At 60.7% G+C, this 21,615-nt stretch carries 18 protein-coding genes; 13 read left to right on the top strand and 5 right to left on the bottom strand.

What is annotated here, in order from left to right:
• The first annotated feature begins 12 nt into the window (after positions 1 to 12).
• The 4 genes from FHT84_RS13040 (at position 13) to FHT84_RS13025 (ending at position 3,833) form a co-directional block, all read left to right on the top strand.
• Complete coding sequence (locus FHT84_RS13040) at positions 13 to 789, top strand: aldolase/citrate lyase family protein (RefSeq protein WP_183762827.1); 777 nt, start codon at positions 13 to 15, stop codon at positions 787 to 789.
• A gap of 194 nt (positions 790 to 983) precedes the next feature.
• Positions 984 to 2,189 carry a pyridoxal phosphate-dependent aminotransferase gene (locus FHT84_RS13035; protein ID WP_183762824.1) on the top strand — a complete coding sequence of 402 codons (1,206 nt, stop codon included), beginning with the start codon at positions 984 to 986 and terminating at the stop codon, positions 2,187 to 2,189.
• Positions 2,190 to 2,268: 79 nt separating this feature from the next.
• Positions 2,269 to 3,066 (top strand): ABC transporter substrate-binding protein, encoded by a 798-nt coding sequence (locus FHT84_RS13030; RefSeq protein WP_183762822.1) that lies wholly within the window; start codon positions 2,269 to 2,271, stop codon positions 3,064 to 3,066.
• A gap of 92 nt (positions 3,067 to 3,158) precedes the next feature.
• Positions 3,159 to 3,833 (top strand): amino acid ABC transporter permease, encoded by a 675-nt coding sequence (locus tag FHT84_RS13025; protein ID WP_183762819.1) that lies wholly within the window; start codon positions 3,159 to 3,161, stop codon positions 3,831 to 3,833.
• Positions 3,834 to 3,842: 9 nt separating this feature from the next.
• Here FHT84_RS13025 and FHT84_RS13020 read toward each other — a convergent pair whose 3' ends face one another.
• Together FHT84_RS13020 and FHT84_RS13015 are read right to left on the bottom strand one after the other, a co-directional pair.
• Entirely contained in the window at positions 3,843 to 4,358 is a 516-nt protein-coding gene (locus tag FHT84_RS13020; RefSeq protein ID WP_112340504.1) for a MarR family transcriptional regulator, read from the bottom strand.
• 97 nt (positions 4,359 to 4,455) lie between these two features.
• Positions 4,456 to 6,024, bottom strand: a complete 1,569-nt coding sequence (locus tag FHT84_RS13015) for an NAD(P)/FAD-dependent oxidoreductase (RefSeq protein WP_183762816.1) — start codon at positions 6,022 to 6,024, stop codon at positions 4,456 to 4,458.
• Positions 6,025 to 6,421: 397 nt separating this feature from the next.
• Between FHT84_RS13015 and FHT84_RS13010 the strand changes: the two genes are divergently transcribed.
• The 3 genes from FHT84_RS13010 to FHT84_RS13000 all read left to right on the top strand — a co-directional run bounded on the left by FHT84_RS13010 (position 6,422) and on the right by FHT84_RS13000 (position 9,395).
• On the top strand, positions 6,422 to 7,204 hold the full coding sequence (locus tag FHT84_RS13010; RefSeq protein WP_183762813.1) for a cyclase family protein: 783 nt from the start codon (positions 6,422 to 6,424) through the stop codon (positions 7,202 to 7,204).
• 70 nt (positions 7,205 to 7,274) lie between these two features.
• Positions 7,275 to 8,864 (top strand): NAD(P)/FAD-dependent oxidoreductase, encoded by a 1,590-nt coding sequence (locus FHT84_RS13005; RefSeq protein ID WP_183762810.1) that lies wholly within the window; start codon positions 7,275 to 7,277, stop codon positions 8,862 to 8,864.
• A gap of 24 nt (positions 8,865 to 8,888) precedes the next feature.
• Entirely contained in the window at positions 8,889 to 9,395 is a 507-nt protein-coding gene (locus FHT84_RS13000) for a MarR family transcriptional regulator (protein ID WP_112340509.1), read from the top strand.
• A gap of 191 nt (positions 9,396 to 9,586) precedes the next feature.
• Here FHT84_RS13000 and FHT84_RS12995 read toward each other — a convergent pair whose 3' ends face one another.
• Positions 9,587 to 11,146, bottom strand: a complete 1,560-nt coding sequence (locus tag FHT84_RS12995) for an indolepyruvate oxidoreductase subunit beta family protein (RefSeq protein WP_183762807.1) — start codon at positions 11,144 to 11,146, stop codon at positions 9,587 to 9,589.
• 9 nt (positions 11,147 to 11,155) lie between these two features.
• Entirely contained in the window at positions 11,156 to 13,309 is a 2,154-nt protein-coding gene (locus FHT84_RS12990; RefSeq protein ID WP_183762804.1) for an indolepyruvate ferredoxin oxidoreductase subunit alpha, read from the bottom strand.
• Positions 13,310 to 13,685: 376 nt separating this feature from the next.
• Here FHT84_RS12990 and FHT84_RS12985 point away from each other — a divergent pair, with 376 nt between their 5' ends.
• The 6 genes from FHT84_RS12985 (at position 13,686) to FHT84_RS12960 (ending at position 19,713) form a co-directional block, all read left to right on the top strand.
• Complete coding sequence (locus FHT84_RS12985; RefSeq protein WP_145644533.1) at positions 13,686 to 15,221, top strand: ABC transporter substrate-binding protein; 1,536 nt, start codon at positions 13,686 to 13,688, stop codon at positions 15,219 to 15,221.
• 227 nt (positions 15,222 to 15,448) lie between these two features.
• Positions 15,449 to 16,456 carry an ABC transporter permease gene (locus tag FHT84_RS12980; protein WP_183762801.1) on the top strand — a complete coding sequence of 336 codons (1,008 nt, stop codon included), beginning with the start codon at positions 15,449 to 15,451 and terminating at the stop codon, positions 16,454 to 16,456.
• Entirely contained in the window at positions 16,449 to 17,342 is an 894-nt protein-coding gene (locus tag FHT84_RS12975) for an ABC transporter permease (protein ID WP_183762799.1), read from the top strand. Before FHT84_RS12980 ends, FHT84_RS12975 begins: the two co-directional genes overlap by 8 nt.
• Positions 17,339 to 18,211 (top strand): ABC transporter ATP-binding protein, encoded by an 873-nt coding sequence (locus tag FHT84_RS12970; RefSeq protein WP_183762796.1) that lies wholly within the window; start codon positions 17,339 to 17,341, stop codon positions 18,209 to 18,211. Before FHT84_RS12975 ends, FHT84_RS12970 begins: the two co-directional genes overlap by 4 nt.
• Positions 18,208 to 19,059: an ATP-binding cassette domain-containing protein gene (locus FHT84_RS12965; RefSeq protein WP_183762793.1), complete on the top strand. Its 852-nt coding sequence runs from the start codon at positions 18,208 to 18,210 to the stop codon at positions 19,057 to 19,059. Before FHT84_RS12970 ends, FHT84_RS12965 begins: the two co-directional genes overlap by 4 nt.
• A gap of 90 nt (positions 19,060 to 19,149) precedes the next feature.
• On the top strand, positions 19,150 to 19,713 hold the full coding sequence (locus FHT84_RS12960; protein WP_183762790.1) for a VOC family protein: 564 nt from the start codon (positions 19,150 to 19,152) through the stop codon (positions 19,711 to 19,713).
• Positions 19,714 to 19,739: 26 nt separating this feature from the next.
• Here the strand turns inward: FHT84_RS12960 and FHT84_RS12955 are convergent, their stop codons facing one another.
• Positions 19,740 to 21,353 carry an AMP-binding protein gene (locus tag FHT84_RS12955; RefSeq protein ID WP_183762787.1) on the bottom strand — a complete coding sequence of 538 codons (1,614 nt, stop codon included), beginning with the start codon at positions 21,351 to 21,353 and terminating at the stop codon, positions 19,740 to 19,742.
• Positions 21,354 to 21,615 lie beyond the last annotated feature (262 nt).

Below are 21,615 nucleotides of genomic sequence, written 5' to 3'. Positions count from 1 at the left end.
TTGAGGATGACGATGAGCGATTTCCGCCGGAATTGTATCGAGCAGAAGCTGCTGATTGGTACGTTTGCGGCCATTCCGTATCCAGTCGCGATCGAAGTCACGGCAGCCTCGGGTGTCGATTTCCTCTGCATCGACTGGGAGCATTCGCAGATCAGCCGCGAGCGTATCGAGGATCTGATCCGCGCCGCCGACGTCCATCGCGTTCCGGCCATGGTCCGCGTCCCCGGCCATGCGGCCGAGGATATCGCGGCCGTTCTGGATGCCGGCGCTGCGGGCGTTCTCGTGCCCCGTGTTTCGACGGCGGAACAGGCACGCGCCGCCGTCAACGCCACCCGCTATCCCCCGCTCGGCGCGCGTGGCGTTGGCCCGGGTCGGGCAGCAGCCTATGGCTACCGCATTCCGGATTACCTCGCCAAAGCCAACGCGGAACTTGTGCTCGCCATTCAGGTCGAGACGGCCGAGGGGCTTGCCAATATCGCCGAAATCGCTGCGGTCGATGGCATCGACCTCATCTTCGTCGGACCTGGCGATCTCTCGGTTTCGATCGATGCGACAGGACCGACGGGCAAGGACAGGCTCGACGCGGCGATCAGAACCATCACCGAAGCCGCTTTGGCCGCCGGCCGCGCAGTCGGCATCTTCCGCCCCTCGCCCGATGATATCGGCGCATGGTCCGAGGCCGGTATCAGCTTCTTCATTCTCGCGAGCGACACAATGTTTCTGGGCGCCGGCCTGGCCGCCGGCGTCGATGCCGCAAGAGCGGGCGCGCATGACAGAGGAGCGAAATAAAGCTGATTTTTATCAGAGAGTTACCGCATGGAAGGACAGCATGAAACCGAGCAGGAAGGTAGACTTTTTAAGCTTAAAATTTGTCCTTGAAATGCGGTTGTTTTTGGATAACCATTCGAAATCGAGGGGTTGCTCGAGCGAAAGCTTCCAGAGCCGTTTGAACCCTCCAATACCGAATTCCCAGGGGAAATTTCTTGTCTCTACCGCAGCATAACCTGCCGAACGCGATATCAGGCCGCGATGCTCTCGAAGGCATTCGCGCCCAGATCCGTGACATGCGCACCGACAACATTGCCGTGCTTGCCAAGCGCGCCCGCGAACTCGGCGGCGTCATTCCGCTCTGGTTCGGCGAAGGCGATATCGTGACGCCGGGGTTCATCCGCGATGCTGCGAAGAAAGCGCTCGACGACGGCGCGACCTTCTATGTCCCGAATATGCGTGGCCTGGCGACGCTGAACGAGACACTGTCCGACTATCAGACGCATTGGCACGGCCGCCCCATTCCGATCGAGCGCACGACGGTTGCCCCAGGCGGCATGCAGGCGCTCTACATGGCGCTCGAGCTGCTCGTCGATGTCGGCACCAATGTCGTCTATGTCGCCCCGCAATGGCCGAACATCCATAACGCCATCCATCTGATCGGCGGCGAGCCGCGCGCCGTGTCGCTCGATTTCGATACCGATTGGCGCCTCGATCTCGACAAGCTTTTCGCCCGCTGCGATGCCCGCACCCGCGCCATCTTCCTGTCGACGCCATCCAATCCGACGGGCTGGACAGCGTCGCGCGAGGAGATGCAGGCGCTGCTGGATTTCAGCCGCCGCACCGGCATCTGGATCATCTCCGACGAGGTCTATGCCCGCCTCTATTTCGATGGCGACATCGCCCCTTCGATCTTGCAGGTGGCCGAGGACGGTGATCGCGTCATCGCGATCAACAGCTTCTCGAAAGCCTGGGCAATGACCGGCTGGCGCGTCGGCTGGCTGACGCACCCGTCTGCCGTTGCCGACCAGCTCGGCGCCATGACGCAGTATATCAACAGCGGCACCTCCGCCATGGTTCAGGCCGGTGCGGCAGCCGCGCTGCGTGAAGGCGAGCCGCTGGTTTCAGAAATCCGCGGGCGCATCAAGGCCGGCCTCGATCTGGCCTATGAGAAGCTGCCGAAGATACCGGGTATCATCTTGCCGGAAAAGCCGCGCGGCGGCATGTATGCCTTCTTCGCGGTGCAGGGCGAGCCCGATGCGACGGCGCTGTGCGAGCGTATTCTTGAAACGGCCCGCGTCGGCTTGGCGCCCGGATATCATTTCGGAGAATCGTCGCGCGCCTTCCTGCGCATGTGCACCTTCCGCGAGACCGAACAGATGCGCATCGCGCTCGATCGCATGGTCAATGCGATGACATGAGACGGCCGCCGGTCGGGCGGACGGAATACCCCGCGGGTGAGAGGAAAAGCCCGCGGCCATCACCAGAGGGAGACTAAAAATGTCCATGACTCGTCGCAGTCTGCTGATCCTGGCGACCGCCATCGGCCTCGCCGGCGGAAGCCATTTCGCCTATGCCGCCGATGTACTGAATGTCGGTTCCTATCCCAACAACCCGCCCTTCGAATACAAGACCGCGAATGGCGGCTTCGAAGGCTTCGAGGTCGATGTCGTCAACGAAGCGGCCAAGCGCGCCGGCATGACCACCAATATCGCAGACTACGGCTTCCAGGCCCTGTTTGCCGCAACCAGCTCCAAGCGCATCGATGTGGCGATCTCATCCATCACCATCACGCCGGAACGACTGAAGTCGCAGTCCTTCACACAGCCCTTCTACGATTCCGACATGGGCGTCGCCGCCAAGGACGGTAGCTCGATCAAGACGCTTGCGGATCTGAAGGGCAAAACCATCGGCGTGCTGTCGGGTTCGACGGGTGAAAAATGGGCCAATGACAACAAGGCCGCTCAGGGATTTGCCGACGTCAAGGGCTACAACTCGCAGCAGGACATGTTCCTCGATCTCGGCGCCGGCCGCATCGATGCCGTCGTCAGCGATATCCCGGGCATGCAGTACCTCTTCGTCAAGACCAAGGGCTTCGCCATCAAGGATCGCATCAAGACCGGCGAGCAGTACGGCCTGATGATGACCAAGGATTCGCCGCTGCTCGGCAAGATCAACGATGCCATAACGGCGATGAAGAAGGATGGCACGCTGGAAAAGATCCACGAGAAGTGGTTCGGCGGCAAGGCGCCGGCGGGTTCCTCCACCGTCACCGAATTGCCTATCCCCAAGGCGTGATCAAAAGATCATTGTTGAAATGAGCTACGCCGGTCGCAACGACCGGCGTGGGTATAAGAAATCATATCTTCGTTCTGCGCGCGGGAGTGCCAATGTCTTTCGTCGATACCTTCTTCAATTCCGACGTCATGATCTCGGCATTTCCCCAGCTGGTGCGCGGGCTTTGGATGACCATCGCGCTCGGTGTGGTCAGCATTCTGATCGGCGTGGCGGGCGGCCTCGTCATCAGCCTGATCCGCCTCTATGCCCCCAAGCCGCTGCAACTCCTGATGATCGCCTATATCGACATCATGCGCGCCATGCCGATGCTCGTCGTGCTGATCCTCATCTACTACGCGCTGCCTTTCATCGGCATCAGCTTTTCCGCCTGGTGGTCTGCGATCCTCGGCTTCTCGATCGTGCTGGCGGCCTATTCGGCAGAAGTCTTCCGCTCAGGGATCGAAAGCGTGCCGCGCGGCCAGTTCGAAGCCGCCGCAGCGCTTGGCATTCCCTTCCTGATCACGCTCTACAAGGTCGTGCTGCCGCAGGCGGTTCGCATCGTCATCCCGCCGACGACGAGCAACTGCGTGTCCATGTTCAAGGATACGTCGCTCGCGTCGACCGTGGCTTTGCCGGAACTGCTAAAAGAAGGGCAGAATGCCCAAGGCCTCTATGCCAACCCATCGCCGCTGATCATGGCCGCGCTGATCTATATCATCCTGCTCTGGCCGATGGTGCGCCTCGTCAGCGTGCTCGAGAAGAAATTCAAGAACGAGCGGGCTAGATAAGCACCGTCATCAGTCGAAGTCGGCACCGGAAAGATGGTTGCTGACTGAGGACTTCACCGCGCCGATATCCCGCCACAACTCGCTGACGATCGCGGGCTCCACATCCGCCATCAAGTCGCGCAGCCAGCCTTCATGGGCGGCGGCCATGGCGCTGAATTGAGTTTCGCCCTTCTCCGTCAGCTTCGCGACCGTCACGCGCCGGTCGCCGTCGGGCGTCACGCGCTGCACAAGGCCATCCGCTTCCAGCCGCTCGACAAGACCAGTGACATTGCCATTGGTGACCATGGTGCGCTTCGAAAGCTCCCCAAGCCGCAGACCCTCGCGTTCGCGATAGAGCTGTGCCATCAGGTCGAATTGCGGCAAGGTCGCGCCGAACTCATTGCGCAGCCGGCGACGAATTTCCTGCGAGATCAGCTTCGTGGTCGAGAGCATGCGCAACCAGAGCCGCAACTCCAGCTTTTTGCCTTCCTGCGCGCCCTGAACGATGATCTCCAGGTCAACGGTTGCACTTTCCGGTTCTGCCATCACGCCAGCTCAATTCAATGCTCTGCATTCACGATGTGAACGATCTAGGGACCGACATTTGAAATGTCAAAGGTTTACGCGTCAAGCCAAATGGTACTTATTTGGCCAGCATTTTCCCCAGCATGAAACCGGAGCCTGCCCCCGTTCCTGCACCCGGCCATGTCGAAGCCCCGCACATATACAGCGATGCCACGGGCGTCCGGTAACGCGAATAGCCGGCAACGGGGCGGAACAGGAAATTCTGGTCGAGATGATGGCTGCCCGAGAGATTGTCGCCGCCGACAAGGTTCGGATTCTCGTGCTCGAGATCGATAGGTGAAAAAACAGAACGGCCCAGTATCTTGCCGCGCAAGCCTGGGGCATAGCGTTCGACGATATCGAGAACGCGCTCTGAATAGGCATCCTTGATCTCGTTCCAGCTTGTGCCGGTGATCTCGCCGGCCGCATCGCCATGGAATTCCGCCGGCAGGACACGCACCTGTATCCAGAGCACATGCTGCCCGGCCGGCGCGCGCGACGGGTCGATGGCCGTCGGCTGCCCGACCACGAGCGCAGGCTCGGCCGGCAGGAGGCCGCCCATCGCCTCGGCATAGACGCGCGACATCATTTCAAGATCCGGCGCGATATGCACATAGGCGAAATTCTGCAGCGCCTGGCCCGCCGTCCAATCCGGAAGACCCGATAGCGCCAGATGGATCATCATCGTGCCGGGTCCAGCCCGGAAGCGGGACACCTTGCCGTCGAACTCCTGACGCGCCGGATCCCGATCCAGGAGCTTACCGAACAGGATCTGCGGATGGACATTGGCGATGACCGCCCGCTTCGCCTCGTAGCGGCGTCCATCGGCCAGCACGACACCCGTCGCCCTGCCGCCCGACGTGACGATCTTGTCGACGCGCGTTCCCAGCATCAGCTCGCCGCCCTTGCTCGTCAGCACGGCAGCCATCGCCTTGATGATCGTATCGGCTCCGCCCTTGCCGATCACCATGCCGAATGCCTGATTGGCCATGGATTCGAGATAGGGAAACAGCGCACCGCCGGCGACATCGGGCGCAAAGTCGAGATGCAGCCCCCAGGCGGCCATCATCGTCTTGAGCTTGGTATTCTGGAAACGGGCATCGAGAAAATCGCGCGGCGAGGCAAAGAGCATCCGGGCGGTATCGTACACCCAGCCCATCCCCTTTTTGCGCCAAGCCTTCCAGACGATCTTGGCCGCGGCCATAGATGGCATGGGCGAGCCGAGCAGACCGAAAATATGCGGGGCATCCGTCCCGAACTCAGAGAGCATGTTGCGCCAGGCGGCGGCATCCTGCGGCGAGATATCGGCGATGGCGCCAGCGGTCTTCTCAAGATCGGTGCTGACGCCGAGATAGGTGTTGTCACGAAAGACGCTCGCGAAGCAATCCGTGGCAGGCACGAAGCCCAGACCTTCGGCCAATAGCTCGTTCTTATACTGCGCGAAGAAGGCAGAGCCGGCGAACATGGAGAGATTCATGGCACAGAGATCATGCCGAAAGCCGGGCAGCGTCACCTCGCGCGTCTTGACCGCACCGCCAGGCTCCGCATTGCCCTCGATGACAGCCACTTTCCAGCCCCTGGAAGCCAAATGCACGGCCGCCGCCAAGCCATTATGGCCTGCCCCCACTATGATCGCATCATAGCTCATCGCTTGCCCCTCTTTGAATTGTGATTATTATTGTCACATGCATACATTCTGAGCTTTAAGCTTCAAGTATCTACAGGCGCGAATAATAGGGTTATGGCACAACTATAGGTAGAAGATCTACAAGCAGCCCCTGAGATTAACGTTCCTTTTCAGTATTTTATCGATCCAGTCCGGCTTCGGATCGAAGCCCAATTTTGACCTCCGGAAGTAGCCTGCAATGCTTGCAATATCATATATTGTGACATAGGCTCCCTTCATTCCGCCGCCGCGCGGGCCTGGTGCCAGGAGGAAAGGCACCCGCGCCTGGCGATACTGACTTCAAGCCTGATCCTGAACAAAAGACCCGCAGAAAGGCTCTTCCCATGGGATCATGCGACAACAAGGGGAACTCGAAAACATGACCGCTACCACACTCGCCAGCCTCGCCTCGGCCCTGCTTTCGGGCTCCGTCAAGGTCGTCGATCTCACGGCGCCGCTCGGCCCGGATACTCCGGTGCTCTACCTGCCGCCGCAGTTCGGCAAGAATACGCCGTCGGTCAAGGTGCACCAGATTTCCGAATATAACCAGGACGGCCCTTTCTGGGCGTGGAACTGGCTGGAACTCGGCGAGCATACCGGCACGCATTTCGATGCACCCTGCCACTGGATCACCGGCAAGGACAATCCGAATAATACGACCGACACCATCCCGCCGCAGAATTTCGTTGCTCCGGTCAATGTCATCGATCGCTCCAAGGAAGCAGCCGCCGACCCCGACTATCTGCTGACGGTCGACAGCATCAAGGAATGGGAAGCTGAGAACGGCGCGATAGAGGCCGGCAGCTGGGTGTTGCTGCGCACCGACTGGTACAAGCGCAACGGTTCGACCGAGACCTTCCTGAATGCCGATGAGAACGGCCCCCACTCTCCCGGCCCGACGGCCGAGGCGATCGAATATCTGCTGAGCAAGGGGGTCATCGGCTGGGGTTCGGAAACGATCGGCACCGATGCCGGCTCGGCCGGTGGCATGAACCCGCCCTTCCCGGCGCACAACCTCATGCACAAGGCCAACCGCTATGGCCTCGCCAGTCTCTCAAACCTCGACCAGCTTCCCGCCAAGGGCGCCGTGCTGATTGCCGCTCCGCTGAAATTCGTCAAGGGCACCGGTTCGCCGGTTCGTGCACTGGCATTGATTGCATGATAGTCTGAAAGGACCGGAGCCCGGCGGGCTTCGGCCCTTTCGTTCATCTTGCCTATGAGGGGCAGCGGCAATGGGCGATCATGATTACATCGTCGTCGGCAGCGGCATCAATGCGCTCGTCGCAGCCGCGATGCTCGGCAAAAAAGGCCACAAGGTGCTCGTCCTCGAGCGCAACGACCGCATCGGCGGTTGCCTGCGCACCGAAGAGATCACCGAACCCGGCTTCATCCATGACGTCATGGCAACGACCATGGTGCTGTTCCTCACTTCGCCGGCCTATGGCGCCATCGGTAAGGATCTCGAGGCGCGAGGCCTGGAATTTGCTCATGCCGAGCTTCCCACAGGCGTGCTGCGACCCAACGGTTCGCATGTGATCTTTTCCAAGAACAGGCAGCGAAATATCGCCACCTTCGACGAGTTGTCGCTCGGTGACGGACAAACCTTCTCCCGCGAGATGGAGGCCCTTGCCGCCGACGCGCCATTCCTGTTTTCCCTGCTTGGCGGTGCGTTGTGGTCCAGATCGACGCTGAAGACTGTTGCAAAGCAAGGCTGGAGCCGCGGGCTGCGGAAACTGGCTGCGTGGTTTGGCGAGGCCCTGACACCAGCGCGCGGCTATCTCGAAACCAGCTACAAATCAGAGGATATCCACGCCCTCTGGGCGCCTTGGGTACTTCACTGCGGCCTAGGCCCCGAAAGCGCCTATTCCGCCGAGATGCTGAAGGTCATCGGCTTTGCGCTGGAGCTGGGCGGCGCCCCGATCGTCAAAGGCGGAGCCGCGAAACTGCTGGCCGCCTTCGAACGGCTGATTGCCGATGATGGCGGCGAAATCCGTGTGAGTGCCGAAGTCGAGGCGATCGTTCCAGGCCCCAACCGCCGCGCCGGCGGCGTGCGCCTCGTAGATGGCGAGATATTAAGAGCGAAAGCCGGAGTGATCTGTTCCGTGACCCCCAACCAGCTCTACGAGCGGCTGATGGGAGATTGGCCGGATTCGCTGCCGGCCGAGATAAAATCCGGCGTCGCCGGCTATCGCTATGGCAAGGGCGACATGCAGATCCATTACGCCCTTTCCGAGCCGCCGCGCTGGAAAGCCGATGCCGAGCTCGGCAAGGTAGCGCTGCTGCATCTGACCCCGGGCCTCGACGGCGTCTCGCGCGCCGCCAACGAATGCGAGCGCGGCCTATTGCCTGCCGAGCCCACCGTCTGCGTCGGCCAGCCCATCGCGCTCGACCCCAGCCGCGCGCCGGATGGCAAATCGATCCTCTGGCTGCAGCTTCCCGAAGCGCCGCGCCACATCAAGGGCGATGCCGCGGGCGAGATCGAAACGCCGGAGGACGGCCGCTGGACAGAGGAGGTGCGCGAGCGCTACGCCGACCGCATCGAAGCCCTGCTTGCGCACCATATCGAGAATTTTGCAAGCATCAAGCTCGCGCGCCGCGCTTATTCCCCGGGTGATCTGGAAGCGATGAACATGAACCTTGTCGGCGGCGACCCCTATGGAGGCTATTGCGGCCTCGACCAGTTTTTCATCTGGCGTCCCCTCAAGTCATCTGTTAACCACCGCACCCACATACCAGGCCTCTACCACATCGGTGCTTCGGTGCATCCCGGTGCCGGCCTCGGTGGGGGCTCCGGCTTCCTGCTCGCATCGTCGCTGAAGTAACACGTTTCCGGAGGAATATCGTCGATGGAAGAACGGTTTTCAGGCACCGTTTTGAGGCGCAAGCGGGATGAGAACGCAAAGCGCCCGACCATGGGCGAAATCGGCCTCAATCACTTCGCACCCTATTTGATGAACCGGCTGATGGCCCGCTGGAATGCCAACCTTTCGGAAGAGCTGCGCGAATACGACATGACGACCGCGAAGATGCGCGCGCTTGCCGTCCTCAGCGTCTCCTCCAGCGTCACCATCAACGAACTCTCCGTCTTTGCCGTCACGGAACAATCGACGATGAGCCGCACTTTGGACTCGCTCGAGCAGCAGGGCTATATCCGCCGTCAGCCGCGCGCCGAAGACATGCGCATCCGCGATGTCTCGATCACCGAGGAAGGCCGCGCAGCCTTCGAGAAGGTCTGGCCGACCATGTACGACCTATTCCTGCAGATGTTCGACGGCGTCGACGAAGCCGAATACCGCACCTTCATCTCGACCCTGCACAAGGTGCTGCACAATATCAGGAAGCACGAGATCTGAGGAGATCGGGGGCCGCGGCCACCTCGTGGTTCGAGGCCCTGCCGTCTACGCTGCGGCTTTGACGTCAGAGCACCTCACCATGAGGTGGAGAGAGTTGCCCGACCAAGCGAAAAAGATCAGTCCTCATGGTGAGGTGCGCAGGTCCATCGGACCGGAGCCTCGAATCACGAGGGCGGGTGATTGACCCCGTCTCATAGCGTCTCTACAGTCTTCAGCGCCCCATCAAGCGCTACACCCTTCTCGTCCAGTAGTGCCGCCTGCCGGAGCCGCCGCATCCAGGCGGCACCATCCTCGCGGTCACGCAGCATCGGCAGCGCCGACATGACCCGATCGAACTTCGACAGCCCGCGCGCATGCGTATCGGAATAGCCTTTGACGAGGCGGCGGTTACCGAGCACTTCGACGGCGAGATCGTAATTCACGGCCAGCAGATTGGAGGCCGCAGCAAGCCAGGCCTCGCGATGCTCGACCTCTCGCGCATGACGCAGCGTGCCGCGACGGATACGGCGCAATGCCGAGACCATATAGAGGCTGAGGAACCAGAACAGCGTGCCGGTCTGAACGCGGCGTCCCTTGTTGATGAAGCGGTCGAGCCGCGCAAACAGGCGCGGCCGGCTTTCGATCCAGAGACCCATCGCCTTCGGCATGGTGCCGCAGACTTCATCCATGCGCGGATGCATGTATTCGGTCATGTAGACGATCTGGTCGTCCTTGGCGCCGACTTCCTTACGAACGCGCTCGAAGCGGGAACCGCGCACCTTCAGATCGGCAACGCGGATGACATCGTCATAAGCCATGGCGACGGCGACATACTTCGCCGCCTGCACGGTGAAGGCGAAATCCCTGTTCGCGCCGCCGGCCTTGCGATCCAGCTCATGAAGTGCCGCGACACGGCTCAAATACTCATCGGCATAGGCCGGGTCCTGATAATCGGTCAGCCTCTTGACGCCGGCAAACAGCAGCGGCCAGGCAACTTCCGGAAATTCCGAGCGGATGCGATTGACCAGCCGATCCAGAGCCGGATGACCGGCCGTCTCGGGCAGAGCATCGAAATGCTTCGGCGGCGTTGCGGAAACCGCATCGCGCGGCTTCTCCTTGACACGCTCAAAGGCGGCGTTGAATGCCTTCAGGCTAGGCTCGATGCCCTTGCCGCCGGCGCGTATCATCGCTTCGAAAGCCTGCTTGCCGAACGGCAGCGCACCTGAGCCGGCCAGAGCGCCGAACATGGAAGCCGAAATCACACTGCCGTTCCTAACGGCCATCGTTTCCATATCGAAGGCGATGGTGCGCTTGGCGGCGAAATCCGTAGCGTCGACCACCACCTCGGCATTGCCGATGCCATCGCCCGGCTTTTCCTTTTCCGCAACCGCAAAGGAGCGGTGCGTCGAGGCGATCAGCAGCGTCTTGTCCGGCGTGACCAAGCCGCGCAACACAGAGCGGCCAGCCTCCATCAACTCGGCCGCCATGACGACATCGACATCGCCCGGCGTCGGCATCAGCGAAAAGATCGGCGCGTGGCCATCCTTGGCCGGCAGCATCTCGATATAATAGATCGTCGCACCGGTACGCTGGGCAACGCCCGGCACGGAGGTCGTCTGCGCCATCCAACCTTCGGCTTCCGCAAGTCCAACGATCCAATCGGCCAGGACGCCGCCGCCCTGCCCACCCATGGCAAGGATGGCAAGCGACAGCGGCTTGGCTGTCGAAAGCCTGGCGACGCCGAGATCACTCATGCTCACATGCTCGTTCATCTCGCCCTCTCAATCTGAAAAGACGATGCGGCCGGCGCGGCGACGCGCCTGCAGCCAGCCGATGATGCTGGAGCGCATGCGGGCAACGAAGCGATCCCAACCCGTCGGGTTATGGATGATGTCGGCCCGATAGAAGGAGGGACAGAGCACCGCCGCCTCCGAGACCTCGCCGCAATTACCGCATCCCACGCAATTATTGTCGATCGCCGCCACCGGATCGTCCTTCAGCGGGTCGTCGGTAAGTTTGACCGACAACGAAGGACAGCCGGAAAGGCGGATGCAGGCGTGATCGCCGGTGCAGACATCCTCGTCCACGCCGAAGCGCTCCTTGACCATGCGCTTGCCGTCCTTGACAGCCTTGGCAAACTGCGGCTTCACGCGGCGCTGCTTGTTGAGCATGCATTCTGAGGAAGCAACGATGATCTTCGGCCCCGGTTCCTTCGAGGTCAGAGCCTCGCGCAGCGTGTCGCGCATCTTGGCGACATCATAGGTCCGGTCGATCTGGCGCACCCAGGTCGCGCCGATACCCTCGACGGCATTGACGATGGAATTGTTGGTCTTGCGGCGCGGATTGAGGGCGCGCGAAGACGGTATGTCCTGCCCGCCGGTCGCCGCCGAGTAATAGTTGTCGACAACGAGGATGACGCCGTCCTGCTTGTTGAAGACGGCATTGCCGACCGACGTCGCAAGCCCGTTGTGCCAGAAGCCGCCATCGCCCATGACGGAGATTACCCGCTTATCGGCCGCAACATTGAAGGCCGAGGCGGCTGCCGGCCCGAGCCCATAGCCCATGGTCGTACTGCCGATATTGAAGGGCGGCAGGATCGAGAAGAGGTGGCAGCCGATATCGCCTGATATGTGATGCTGGCCGAGTTCGCTCTCCACCATCTTCATGGCAGCGAAGATCGGCCGCTCCGGACAGCCGATACAGAAGCCGGGCGGGCGTGGCGGCACGACTTCGGCTAGAGCCTTGATCTTCGGGTCGTTGAGAACAGGCGTCGGATCCGGCAGCGGCGGCTGGTTGCCGAGCAGCACGCGTTGATGGACCTCCAGGAAATTCTTGATGCCCTTCATCAATACGGGCGCGGTATATTCGCCGCCCATCGGCAGCACGTCCTTGCCAGCCACCTTGGTCTGGATATCGCGGCGGCGCAGGATGGTATTCAGCGACTGCTCGATATATTCGGGCGCGCCCTCTTCCACCATCAACACGGCCTTCTTGCCAGCGCAGAATTCGGCGATCTGGTCATCGACAAGCGGATAGGCGACATTCAAGACATAAAGCGGCACGGCGGAATTGCCGTAGACATCGGCAAGTCCAAGCTGCTGCAGCGCGCGCAGCACGCCATTATACATGCCGCCAAGCAGGATAATGCCGACATCGCCTTCCGAGGGGCCGAAATACTCGTTCAGCTGGCGCTTCCTGATGAAATCGACAGCAGCCGGCCAGCGCTTCTCCAGCTTTTCCTTCTCATGCATGAAGGATGCGGGCGGCAGCACTATACGGTTGACGTCGCGAACCGGATTTTCCAGCGCCTGCCTCAGCGTATAAGCCGGCCGCTTATTATCCTTGGCGACGAACTGGCCGTGGACATGACAGCTGCGGATGCCGACCTGAAGCATGACCGGCGTGTTCGACACTTCCGAAAGCTCGAAGCCCTCTTCCACCGCCTGCACGATCGACGGCAGGTTCGGGCGCGGATTGAGCAGCCACATTTGCGATTTCATCGCATAGGCATGGCTGCGCTCCTGCATGATCGAGGAACCCTCGCCATAATCCTCGCCGATAATGATGAGCGCGCCGCCGGTCACCCCGCCCGAAGACAGGTTGGAAAGCGCATCGGAGGCGACATTGGTGCCCGCCGTCGATTTCCAGGTGACGGCGCCGCGCACCGGATACATGACGGAGGCGGAGAGCATGGCAGCAGCAGCAGCCTCCGAGGCCGACGTCTCGAAATGGACGCCCAGATCCTGCATCACGTCCTTGGCGTCTGCCAGCACGTCCATGAGATGGGAGATCGGCGAGCCCTGATAGCCTCCGACATAGGAAACACCGGACTGCAGAAGTGCCTTGGTGATCGCGAGAATACCCTCGCCGCGGAAGATATCGCCTTCCCCGAGCTTCAGATCCTCGACCTCGCGCGCAAACGATCGCTCGGCCATGACGTTACCCCTTTGCCCTTGTGGGCTTGTTTTAAATCATTTGCAAAATCATATTTTGAACTTCCTTGAACTGTCAACGAACATTTATGCGATACCGCCGCATCATTTTGCGATATCGGCCGTGCAGCAATACGCTGTCGCCAGTCGATATTGTTGACTCGAATATCTCCGTTGCACTCAGATATATGCGTATGCATAAAATTATGCGGACATGTGAAGCCGAATAGAATTGCGGACCGGGATTTTACGGAAGCACCAGAGAAAGCGCTTGCCGCTCCAAAATATGTATTTTAAGATTAAAACATTCCGACAATAAATCGCCAGCGGCAGTTGGGCGTCATGCTTTTCTGTCGCTTAACAGGGGAACGGAGTGACCATGACAACGCTTACTCGGCGCGAGGCCCTGAGCCTCGGAGCAGCCGCATTCATGACTGGGATTTTAGCCGGCAGAACGCCTGTGGAAGCAGCGGAAGCCGGCACACTGACCATCGCTTTCAACGTCAATTTGCCCTCTTTCGATCCGACGACAGGCCCGTCGGCCGTTAATCCGACGATCCAGGCGATCTATCGCTCGATCTTCGATCAGTATATCGGCCAGGGACCGGACCTGAAGTTCCAGCCGGGCCTTTTGACGGCCTGGGGCTGGAACGATGACAAGACCAAGGTCTGGATGGACGTTCGCGAAGGTGTGACCTGGCACGACGGCTCCAAGTTCACGCCGGATGATGTCGTCTGGTCGCTGGAGCGCGCCGCCAAGCAGGACACCGGCAATCCGATCCAGTTCATCTGGTCGACCGCGAACAATTACAAGGTGGAAGGCAACCGCATCACCGGCGATGTCGTCCGTTTCGAGCCGACCTATTTCAAATGGATGGCCTTCCTGACAGGCTATGTCCTGCCGAAAGATTATTATACCAAGGTGGGCGCGCAGGGCTTCGAAAAGAAGCCGATCGGCACCGGCCCCTATATGGTCGATGCCTATGAAGGCAATTCCTATCTGCGCCTGAAGGCGAACCCGAACTATTTCGGCGGCAAGCCGGCCTTCGATACCGTCATCTTCAAGTTCGTGCCGGATACGACCAGCCGCGTCGCCGAAATCGAATCCGGTTCGTCCGACGTGACGCTGGAAATCCCCTATGAGGATTTCGACCGGCTGAAGAAGAAGTCCGGTCTTGCGGGCGTCGCCACCCCGATCTCCGATATCGGCATGATCTTCATCAGCAATGTCGACCCGATGCTCGACAAGAATGTCCGCCTCGCCGCCAATATGGCGATCGACAAGGAAGCGATCATCAAGCGGCTGCTGCGCGGCTACGGCAAGCCGCTATCGACGCTGGAAGCGCCGGAATATGAGGCCTACGACGCGTCTGTCGAAATCCCGTATGATCCGGAACAGGCCAAGAAGCTTCTCGCCGCCAGCGGCTATTCGCCGGAAAAGCCGGTGAAATTCGCCATCAAGACGACCCGCGGCTTCAAGCCGAAGGATTACGAGATGATCCAGGCGATCGTCGGCATGTGGCGCAAGGTCGGAATCGAGGCTGATATCGAAGTCTACGAAATCGCCAAGCATTACGAGCTGCGCGCCGCCCACCAGCTCGGCCCGGCCGCCTTCTACAACTGGGGCAACGCCATCGGCGATCCCACGACCTCGACCGGCTTCGCCATGTTCGGCCCCTCGCCGCACTCGGCCTGGAAGACCAAGGATGTCGACGACATGCTGGGCCCGCTCTGGGTGGAAAAGGACGAGGCGAAGCGCATTGCCGGCTGGAAAGCGGCGATCAAATACATCGCCGAACAGGGCTATGTGATCCCGCTGCTGCAATATGCCCAGCCGATCGTCTATAAATCGAGCCTCAAGGTCACGCCGAACGTCTCCGGCGCCCTGCAGCCGACGCTGGTGTCGAAGGCTTGATGCGTCGGGTTTGAGTATGTGGCTGCCCCTCACCCTAGCCCTCTCCCCGTTTTGACGGGGAGAGGGGACGACCTTTGTACCCTCGTCTGGAAAGACGCTCGGAAGGAAGGCTGTGGGTGCTTCAATCCCCTTCTCCCGTGAAAACGGGGAGAGGTGGCCGATAGGCCGGATGAGGGGCCTGTACTCTCCATGTTACAGTCAGCACATGCGATCGGAACTCAAAACGCATGATAGCAGTCTCCATATTGAACCGGCTGATCATGGCCGCGATCACCCTCTTCGGAGTGGCGGTGATCGTCTTCGTCCTGCTGCGCGTCGTGCCAGGAGATCCGATCGCGATGATGATCTCGCCGGGTGCAAGCCCCGCCGATATCGCCGCGCTGCGCGCCCATTACGGGCTCGATGCAAGCCTGACCATGCAATTCTGGCTCTGGCTGAAATCGGTTCTGACGGGCGATTTCGGAACATCGATCTCCCTGAAACGCGATGTGTTGTCCCTGTTGGGAGAGCGCCTCCCCGCAACTCTGGAGCTTTCCTTTGCCGCGCTGGTCCTAGCGGTGCTTCTCGGCGGCGCGGTCGCGATCATCGGCATGCTTGTCCGCCGCACGATTTTCGAACCTGTGATCGACAGCCTGAACGGCCTTTTCCTGGCTGTTCCGGATTTTGTCTGGGCGCTGGCGCTGGTCCTTGTCCTCGGCGTTCTTTTTCCGCTTTTCCCACTCTCCGGACGCATCGATCCGAGTATCGACGCACAATTCGCGACCCCCTTCTACCTCATTGAAAGCCTTGCAACGTTTCGCTTCGGTATCTTCACGGACATCTGCGCCCATATGGTCATGCCGGTCCTGGCGCTCGGCCTGCCGCTGGCGGCCATCATCGCCCGCGTGTTGAAGGCCGCCCTCTCCGAGGCCATGGTGCAGGACTATATTCTGCTCGCCAAGCTCAAAGGCATGTCCGAGCCGCGGCTGGTGCTGCAGGAGGCGCTACGCAATGCCGTCGGCCCGACGATCGCGCTGACCGGCGTGCAATTCACTTTCCTGATCGGCGGCACCGTCATCGTCGAGCGCATCTTCGCCTATCCCGGCATCGGCAATATGGCGATCGATGCCGTCATCAATCGCGACCTGCCGCTGATTCAGGGATTGGTGCTGGTTTTTGGCGCTCTCTTCATTCTCGTCAATCTGGCAGTCGATCTCCTGGTCGCGGCCTTCAATCCGAGGCTCGCCCATGGCTGATGTCACCTCGCCCGCCATGTCGCGCCCGCCTTCCAGAATGACGAAACGCATTCTCGCGCTGCTTTCCGAGCCGAAGGTGATCTTCGGCGGCGGCTTCATTCTCATCCTCCTGATCCTTGCGATCTTCGCTCCTTACATCGCACCGAAGGATCCACTCGAGCAGGATCTGATGTCCGGCACTCTGCCGCCGGCATGGATCGAGGGTTCCGATCCGGGCTTCCTGCTCGGCACCGACGATCTCGGCCGCGACGTGCTCTCGCGCGCCATCTTCGGCACACGCATCGCACTCACGGTCGCCTTCGTCGCGGCTGGGCTCGCGGCCTTGATCGGCACCCTGCTCGGCCTTCTCGCCGGCTGGTATGGCGGCTGGGTCGACAAGGCGATCTCCCGCCTCGTCGATATCTGGATGGCCTTCCCGCCTGTGCTTCTATCGATCCTGCTCGTCGCCGTCTTCGGCTCCGGCGTGCATTCGGTCATCGCGGCCATCGCCATCATCGACTGGACGCGCTTCTGCCGTGTCGTGCGCTCGGAAACGCAGGCGCAGGCGCGGATGGATTATGTGACCGCCGCCCACACGATCGGCTTTTCGCGGGCCAGAATCCTCTTCAGCGAAATCCTGCCCAATGTGACGCCGGTGCTGATCGCCCTCGTCAGCCTGGAAATGGGCATAGCCGTCATCGTCGAAGCCATCCTGTCCTTTGTCGGCCTGTCGGTCTCCTCCGATACGCCGACCTGGGGCGGCATGATCGCCGAAGGGCGGCAAATGATCTACCAAGGCTGGTGGGTGCTCGTCGTACCGCTGCTCGCACTCTTTGCGACGGTGCTTGCCTTCAATCAACTCGGTGACGGCCTGCGCCGCGCCCTCGATCCGGTAATGCGTCGATGACATCTCCACTCCTCTCCATGACCGGCCTCAGCGCCATATCCGATCGCGACGGCGGCGCCCCGATCCTGCGCGATGTTTCCCTAATGCTGGAACGCGGTGAAGTGCGCGGACTCGTCGGCGAAAGCGGTGCCGGAAAGTCCACCATTGCCAAGGCCCTGCTCGGCATCCTGCCGCGCAGCGTCCGCATCACAAGCGGCTCGATCCTCTTCGAGAACCGCGACCTTCTCGCTCTCTCCGCGAGGGAATTGCGAGACATCATGGGCAGCGAGATCTCATTGATCCCGCAGGACCCGCAGACGGCCCTCAATCCCGGCCGGCGCATCGAAGCGCAGCTGACCGATGGCTTGCGGTTGAAACGGGGTATGTCATCGGGCGATGCACGGCGGCGCGCGCTGAAGCTGCTGGAAGAAGTCCATATCCGCGATCCCGAGCGTGTATTGCGCGCCTATCCCCACGAATTGTCCGGCGGTATGCGCCAGCGCATTCTGATCGCCGCCGCCTTCGCGCTGGAGCCGAAACTGGTGGTCGCCGACGAGCCGACCACCGCGCTCGACGTCACCGTGCAAAAGCAGATCCTGCGGCTGATCCGCGGCCTGCAGGAGGCGCACGGCACCGCCGTCATCTTCGTCACCCACGATCTCGGCGTCGTCGCCCAGATCTGCGACAGCGTGACCCTGCTCTATGCCGGCAAGGTCATCGAGCAGGGACGCACGAGCGACGTGCTGGCGCATCCCAAGCACATCTACACGAAATCATTGCTATCGGCCGGCCCACGCTACGACCGGCCGGATGCCGGGTTGACCCCGGTTCCGCAGGCCGTCTTCGAGCAACTGCGCCGCGAAATCGGCATTTCGGAGGGCGGTCGATGAGCAATTCCGATCATCTTGTGTCAGCCAGGGGCATCGAGGTCACCTATGGCGCCAAACGGCATCTTTTCGGACCACCAGGCCTTGGCATCAAGGTGCTGCACGGTGTCGATATCGATATCCGCCGCGGCGAAACCATCGGCATTGTCGGCGAAAGCGGCTCGGGCAAGACGACCCTCGGCCGCGCACTGCTGCGGCTGGTCGATGTGACGGCAGGCAGCATTCATTTCGATGGCCGAGACATCACGCATCTGCCCGATTCAGAGATGCGGCCGCTACGCCGCCGCATGCAGATGATCTTTCAGGACCCGATGGCCTCGCTCAATCCGCGCCACACGATCCGCCGCATCCTCGCCGAGCCGTTACTGCTGCATCGGCTGGCTGCGGACCGGAAAGAAGCCGAGCGGCAGGTTGCCGCAATTCTCGAACGGGTGACGCTGCCTCAGGCATGCCTCGACCGCAATCCGCATGAACTCTCGGGTGGCCAGCGCCAGCGCATCGGCATCGCGCGCGCCGCTCTGCTGAAGCCGGATTTCGTACTCGCCGACGAGATCGTCTCCGGCCTCGACGTGTCGACCCAGGCACAGGTTCTCAATCTGCTGAAGGAGCTTTCGCGCGATCTCGGCCTCTCCATGGCCTTCATCAGCCACGATCTCTCCGTCATCCGTGCCATCTGCGACCGCGTCTACGTCATGCGCAACGGTCGCGTCGAAGAAGAAGGCGATTGCGAGCGCGTCTTCACCGCACCCGCTTCCGCCTATACCCGCATGCTGCTGGACGCCATCCCCCTGCCGGAAGTCGACCCGCACTGGCTCGGCCGCGAAAGCCTGATGGAAGGGTCCGACGCATGAAGGTCGCCTGATCGGGTCGCAAAGCTCGGGCTTGCGACGCAGGCGCCAGCGAGACTGCAACAACATCGACATATGGAAAGGGAAAACCCGATGAAGGATCCTGTTTCAGCAGCAACAAAGACTGCGGGCCTGCCCGGTCTTCGTGGTCACGATCATACGGGATTGACGGTACCGGATATGAAGCAGGCAATCGACTTCTTCGAGAACGTGCTCGGCTGCGAGGTCATCATGTCATTCGGCCCGTTTGCCGACGATAAGGGCACATTCATGACCGATCTGCTTGGTGTCGATCCCAAGGCTCAAATCAAGCAGATAACCCAGGTGCGATGCGGTTTCGGATCGAACATTGAACTGTTCGAATATTCCGCGCCCGATCAGCGAGACCTCAAGCAGAAAAACAGCGATATCGGCGCGTTTCATATCTCGCTCTATGTGGACGACATTGATGCAGCAAAGGCTTATTTGGACAGCAGGAACGTTGCGACCCGGCTGGGGCCGCTCTCAATCACAGACGGTCCGGCAGCTGGCCAGTCGATCCTTTATTTCCAGGCACCGTGGGGCCTCCAGTTCGAGGCCATCAGCTATCCCAGAGGCATGGCTTACGAAAAAGATGCCAAAACCGTGCTGTGGAGCCCGAAGGATCCGGGTAAATGAAGCGAGGCGTCTCCTGACCGGTATCTTCAGTTTCGCAGGCGGAAGCGCTGTATCTTGCCGGATTCCGTCTTCGGCAAGGCTTCGACGAAGACGATGGAGCGCGGATATTTGTATGGCGCGATGACGGCCTTGACGTGATCCTGCAGCGTCTTGACCAGCAGATCCGAGCCGGTGACACCGGGTGCCAGGACGACATGGGCCTGCACGATATGGCCCCGCTCCTCGTCCGGCTTGCCGATGACAGCGCATTCAAGCACGTCGGCATGCGAAAGAAGCGCTGCCTCCACTTCTGGTCCGGCAATATTGTAACCGGCCGAAAGAATGATGTCGTCGGAACGCGCCGCAAAATGGAAATAGCCTTCCTCATCCTGAATGAAACTGTCGCCGGTCACATTCCAGCCGTCGCGCACGTAGTCGGCCTGTCTGTGGTCGGCGAGATAGCGGCAGCCGATCGGTCCGCGAACAACGAGTTTGCCGATCATGCCGCGCGGAACCTCGTTCATCTCGTCATCGACCACGCGAGCCTCATAGCCTCTCAGCGGCTTGCCCGTGCAGTTCGGCCTGGCATCGGAGAGATGATTGGAGATGAAGATATGCAGCATCTCGGTCGAGCCGATGCCATCAAGGATCGGCTTGCCGGTCTTGCGCGTCCACTCCTCGAAGATCGGCTCCGGCAGCGTCTCGCCGGCGGAAACCGCGACCCGAAGCGAGGAGAGATCCGCTCCCTCTTCCATCGCTGCCAGCATGGCGCGATAGGCCGTCGGTGCGGTGAAGCTGATGGTTGCGCCGTACTCCTGGATGATCTCGACCATGTTCTTCGGAGAAGCGTTTTCCAATAGCGCCGTCGATGCGCCGAAGCGCAGCGGAAAGACGACCAGACCCCCGAGGCCGAAGGTGAAGGCGATCGGCGGCGAGCCGATGAAGACGTCGTCGGGCGTCACCTGCAGGACTTCCTTGGCATAGGCGTCGGCGATGATCAGGATATCGCGATGGAAATGCATCGTCGCCTTCGGCACACCCGTCGAGCCCGAGGTGAAGCCGAGCAGCGCCACATCATCCCGCCCGGTTTTGACCGGTTCGAAGCGAACGGGCTTGTTGAGCGCGATCCGATCGAGTTCGGCGTCATGATTGGCGGTACCGTCGAAGCCGATCACCTGCTTCAGGAAATGGCTGTCCTTGGCCACCGAGACGAGCTCCTCCAGCAGCCTGGTATCGCAAAGCGCCAGCGAGATTTCCGCCTTGTCGATGATCTTCGAAAGTTCGCCCGCCCGCAGCATCGGCATGGTATTGACGGCGACGGCGCCGACCTTCGTCACCGCCAGCCAGCAGGCGATCATGGCAGGATTGTTGCCGGAGCGGATAAGAACGCGATTGCCCGGCTTCACATCGAAATCCTCGACAAGCGCATGGGCGATGCGATTGGTCCAATCCGCCAGTTCCTTGTAGGTGCGGCGGCGGCCGTTGCCGATCAGGGCCACGTGATCGGCAAAACCCTTTTCGACCATACGGTCGCTGAGTTCGAAGCCGGCATTCAGCCATTCCGGATAGTCGAAACCCTCCATCCGCAGCTCGGGCCATTCGTCGAAAGGCGGCAGATTGTCTCGCGTGAATGTATCGGTATGACCGGTCGGTCCCAGCATTGCCTTGCTCCCGCATTCTTATCGATCAATCGCCACGACGGCCGTTTCCCCGCGACGCATGTGGCATTGCTAAAAAAGATCGCACCGAAGGCTGCAATGTTCAAGCAAGAAATTTTAAGCCTAAACTATTTTTGATTTCCGATTGATTTGAAAGAGCTATTTTCGATTTTCCTGCTATTGTGGGTGCCTACAGGCCGCATATCGGAGCAGGAAAAGCCTTGACGAATGGCTCCAACAAGATATTTTAAACTTAAATTATTTT

Source organism: Rhizobium sp. BK289 (assembly GCF_014193575.1).
Taxonomy (GTDB): Bacteria; Pseudomonadota; Alphaproteobacteria; order Rhizobiales; family Rhizobiaceae; genus Rhizobium; species Rhizobium tropici_C.
The sequence above is the reverse complement of the archived record's forward strand: the minus strand, read 5'-3'. Positions and strand labels throughout refer to the sequence as shown.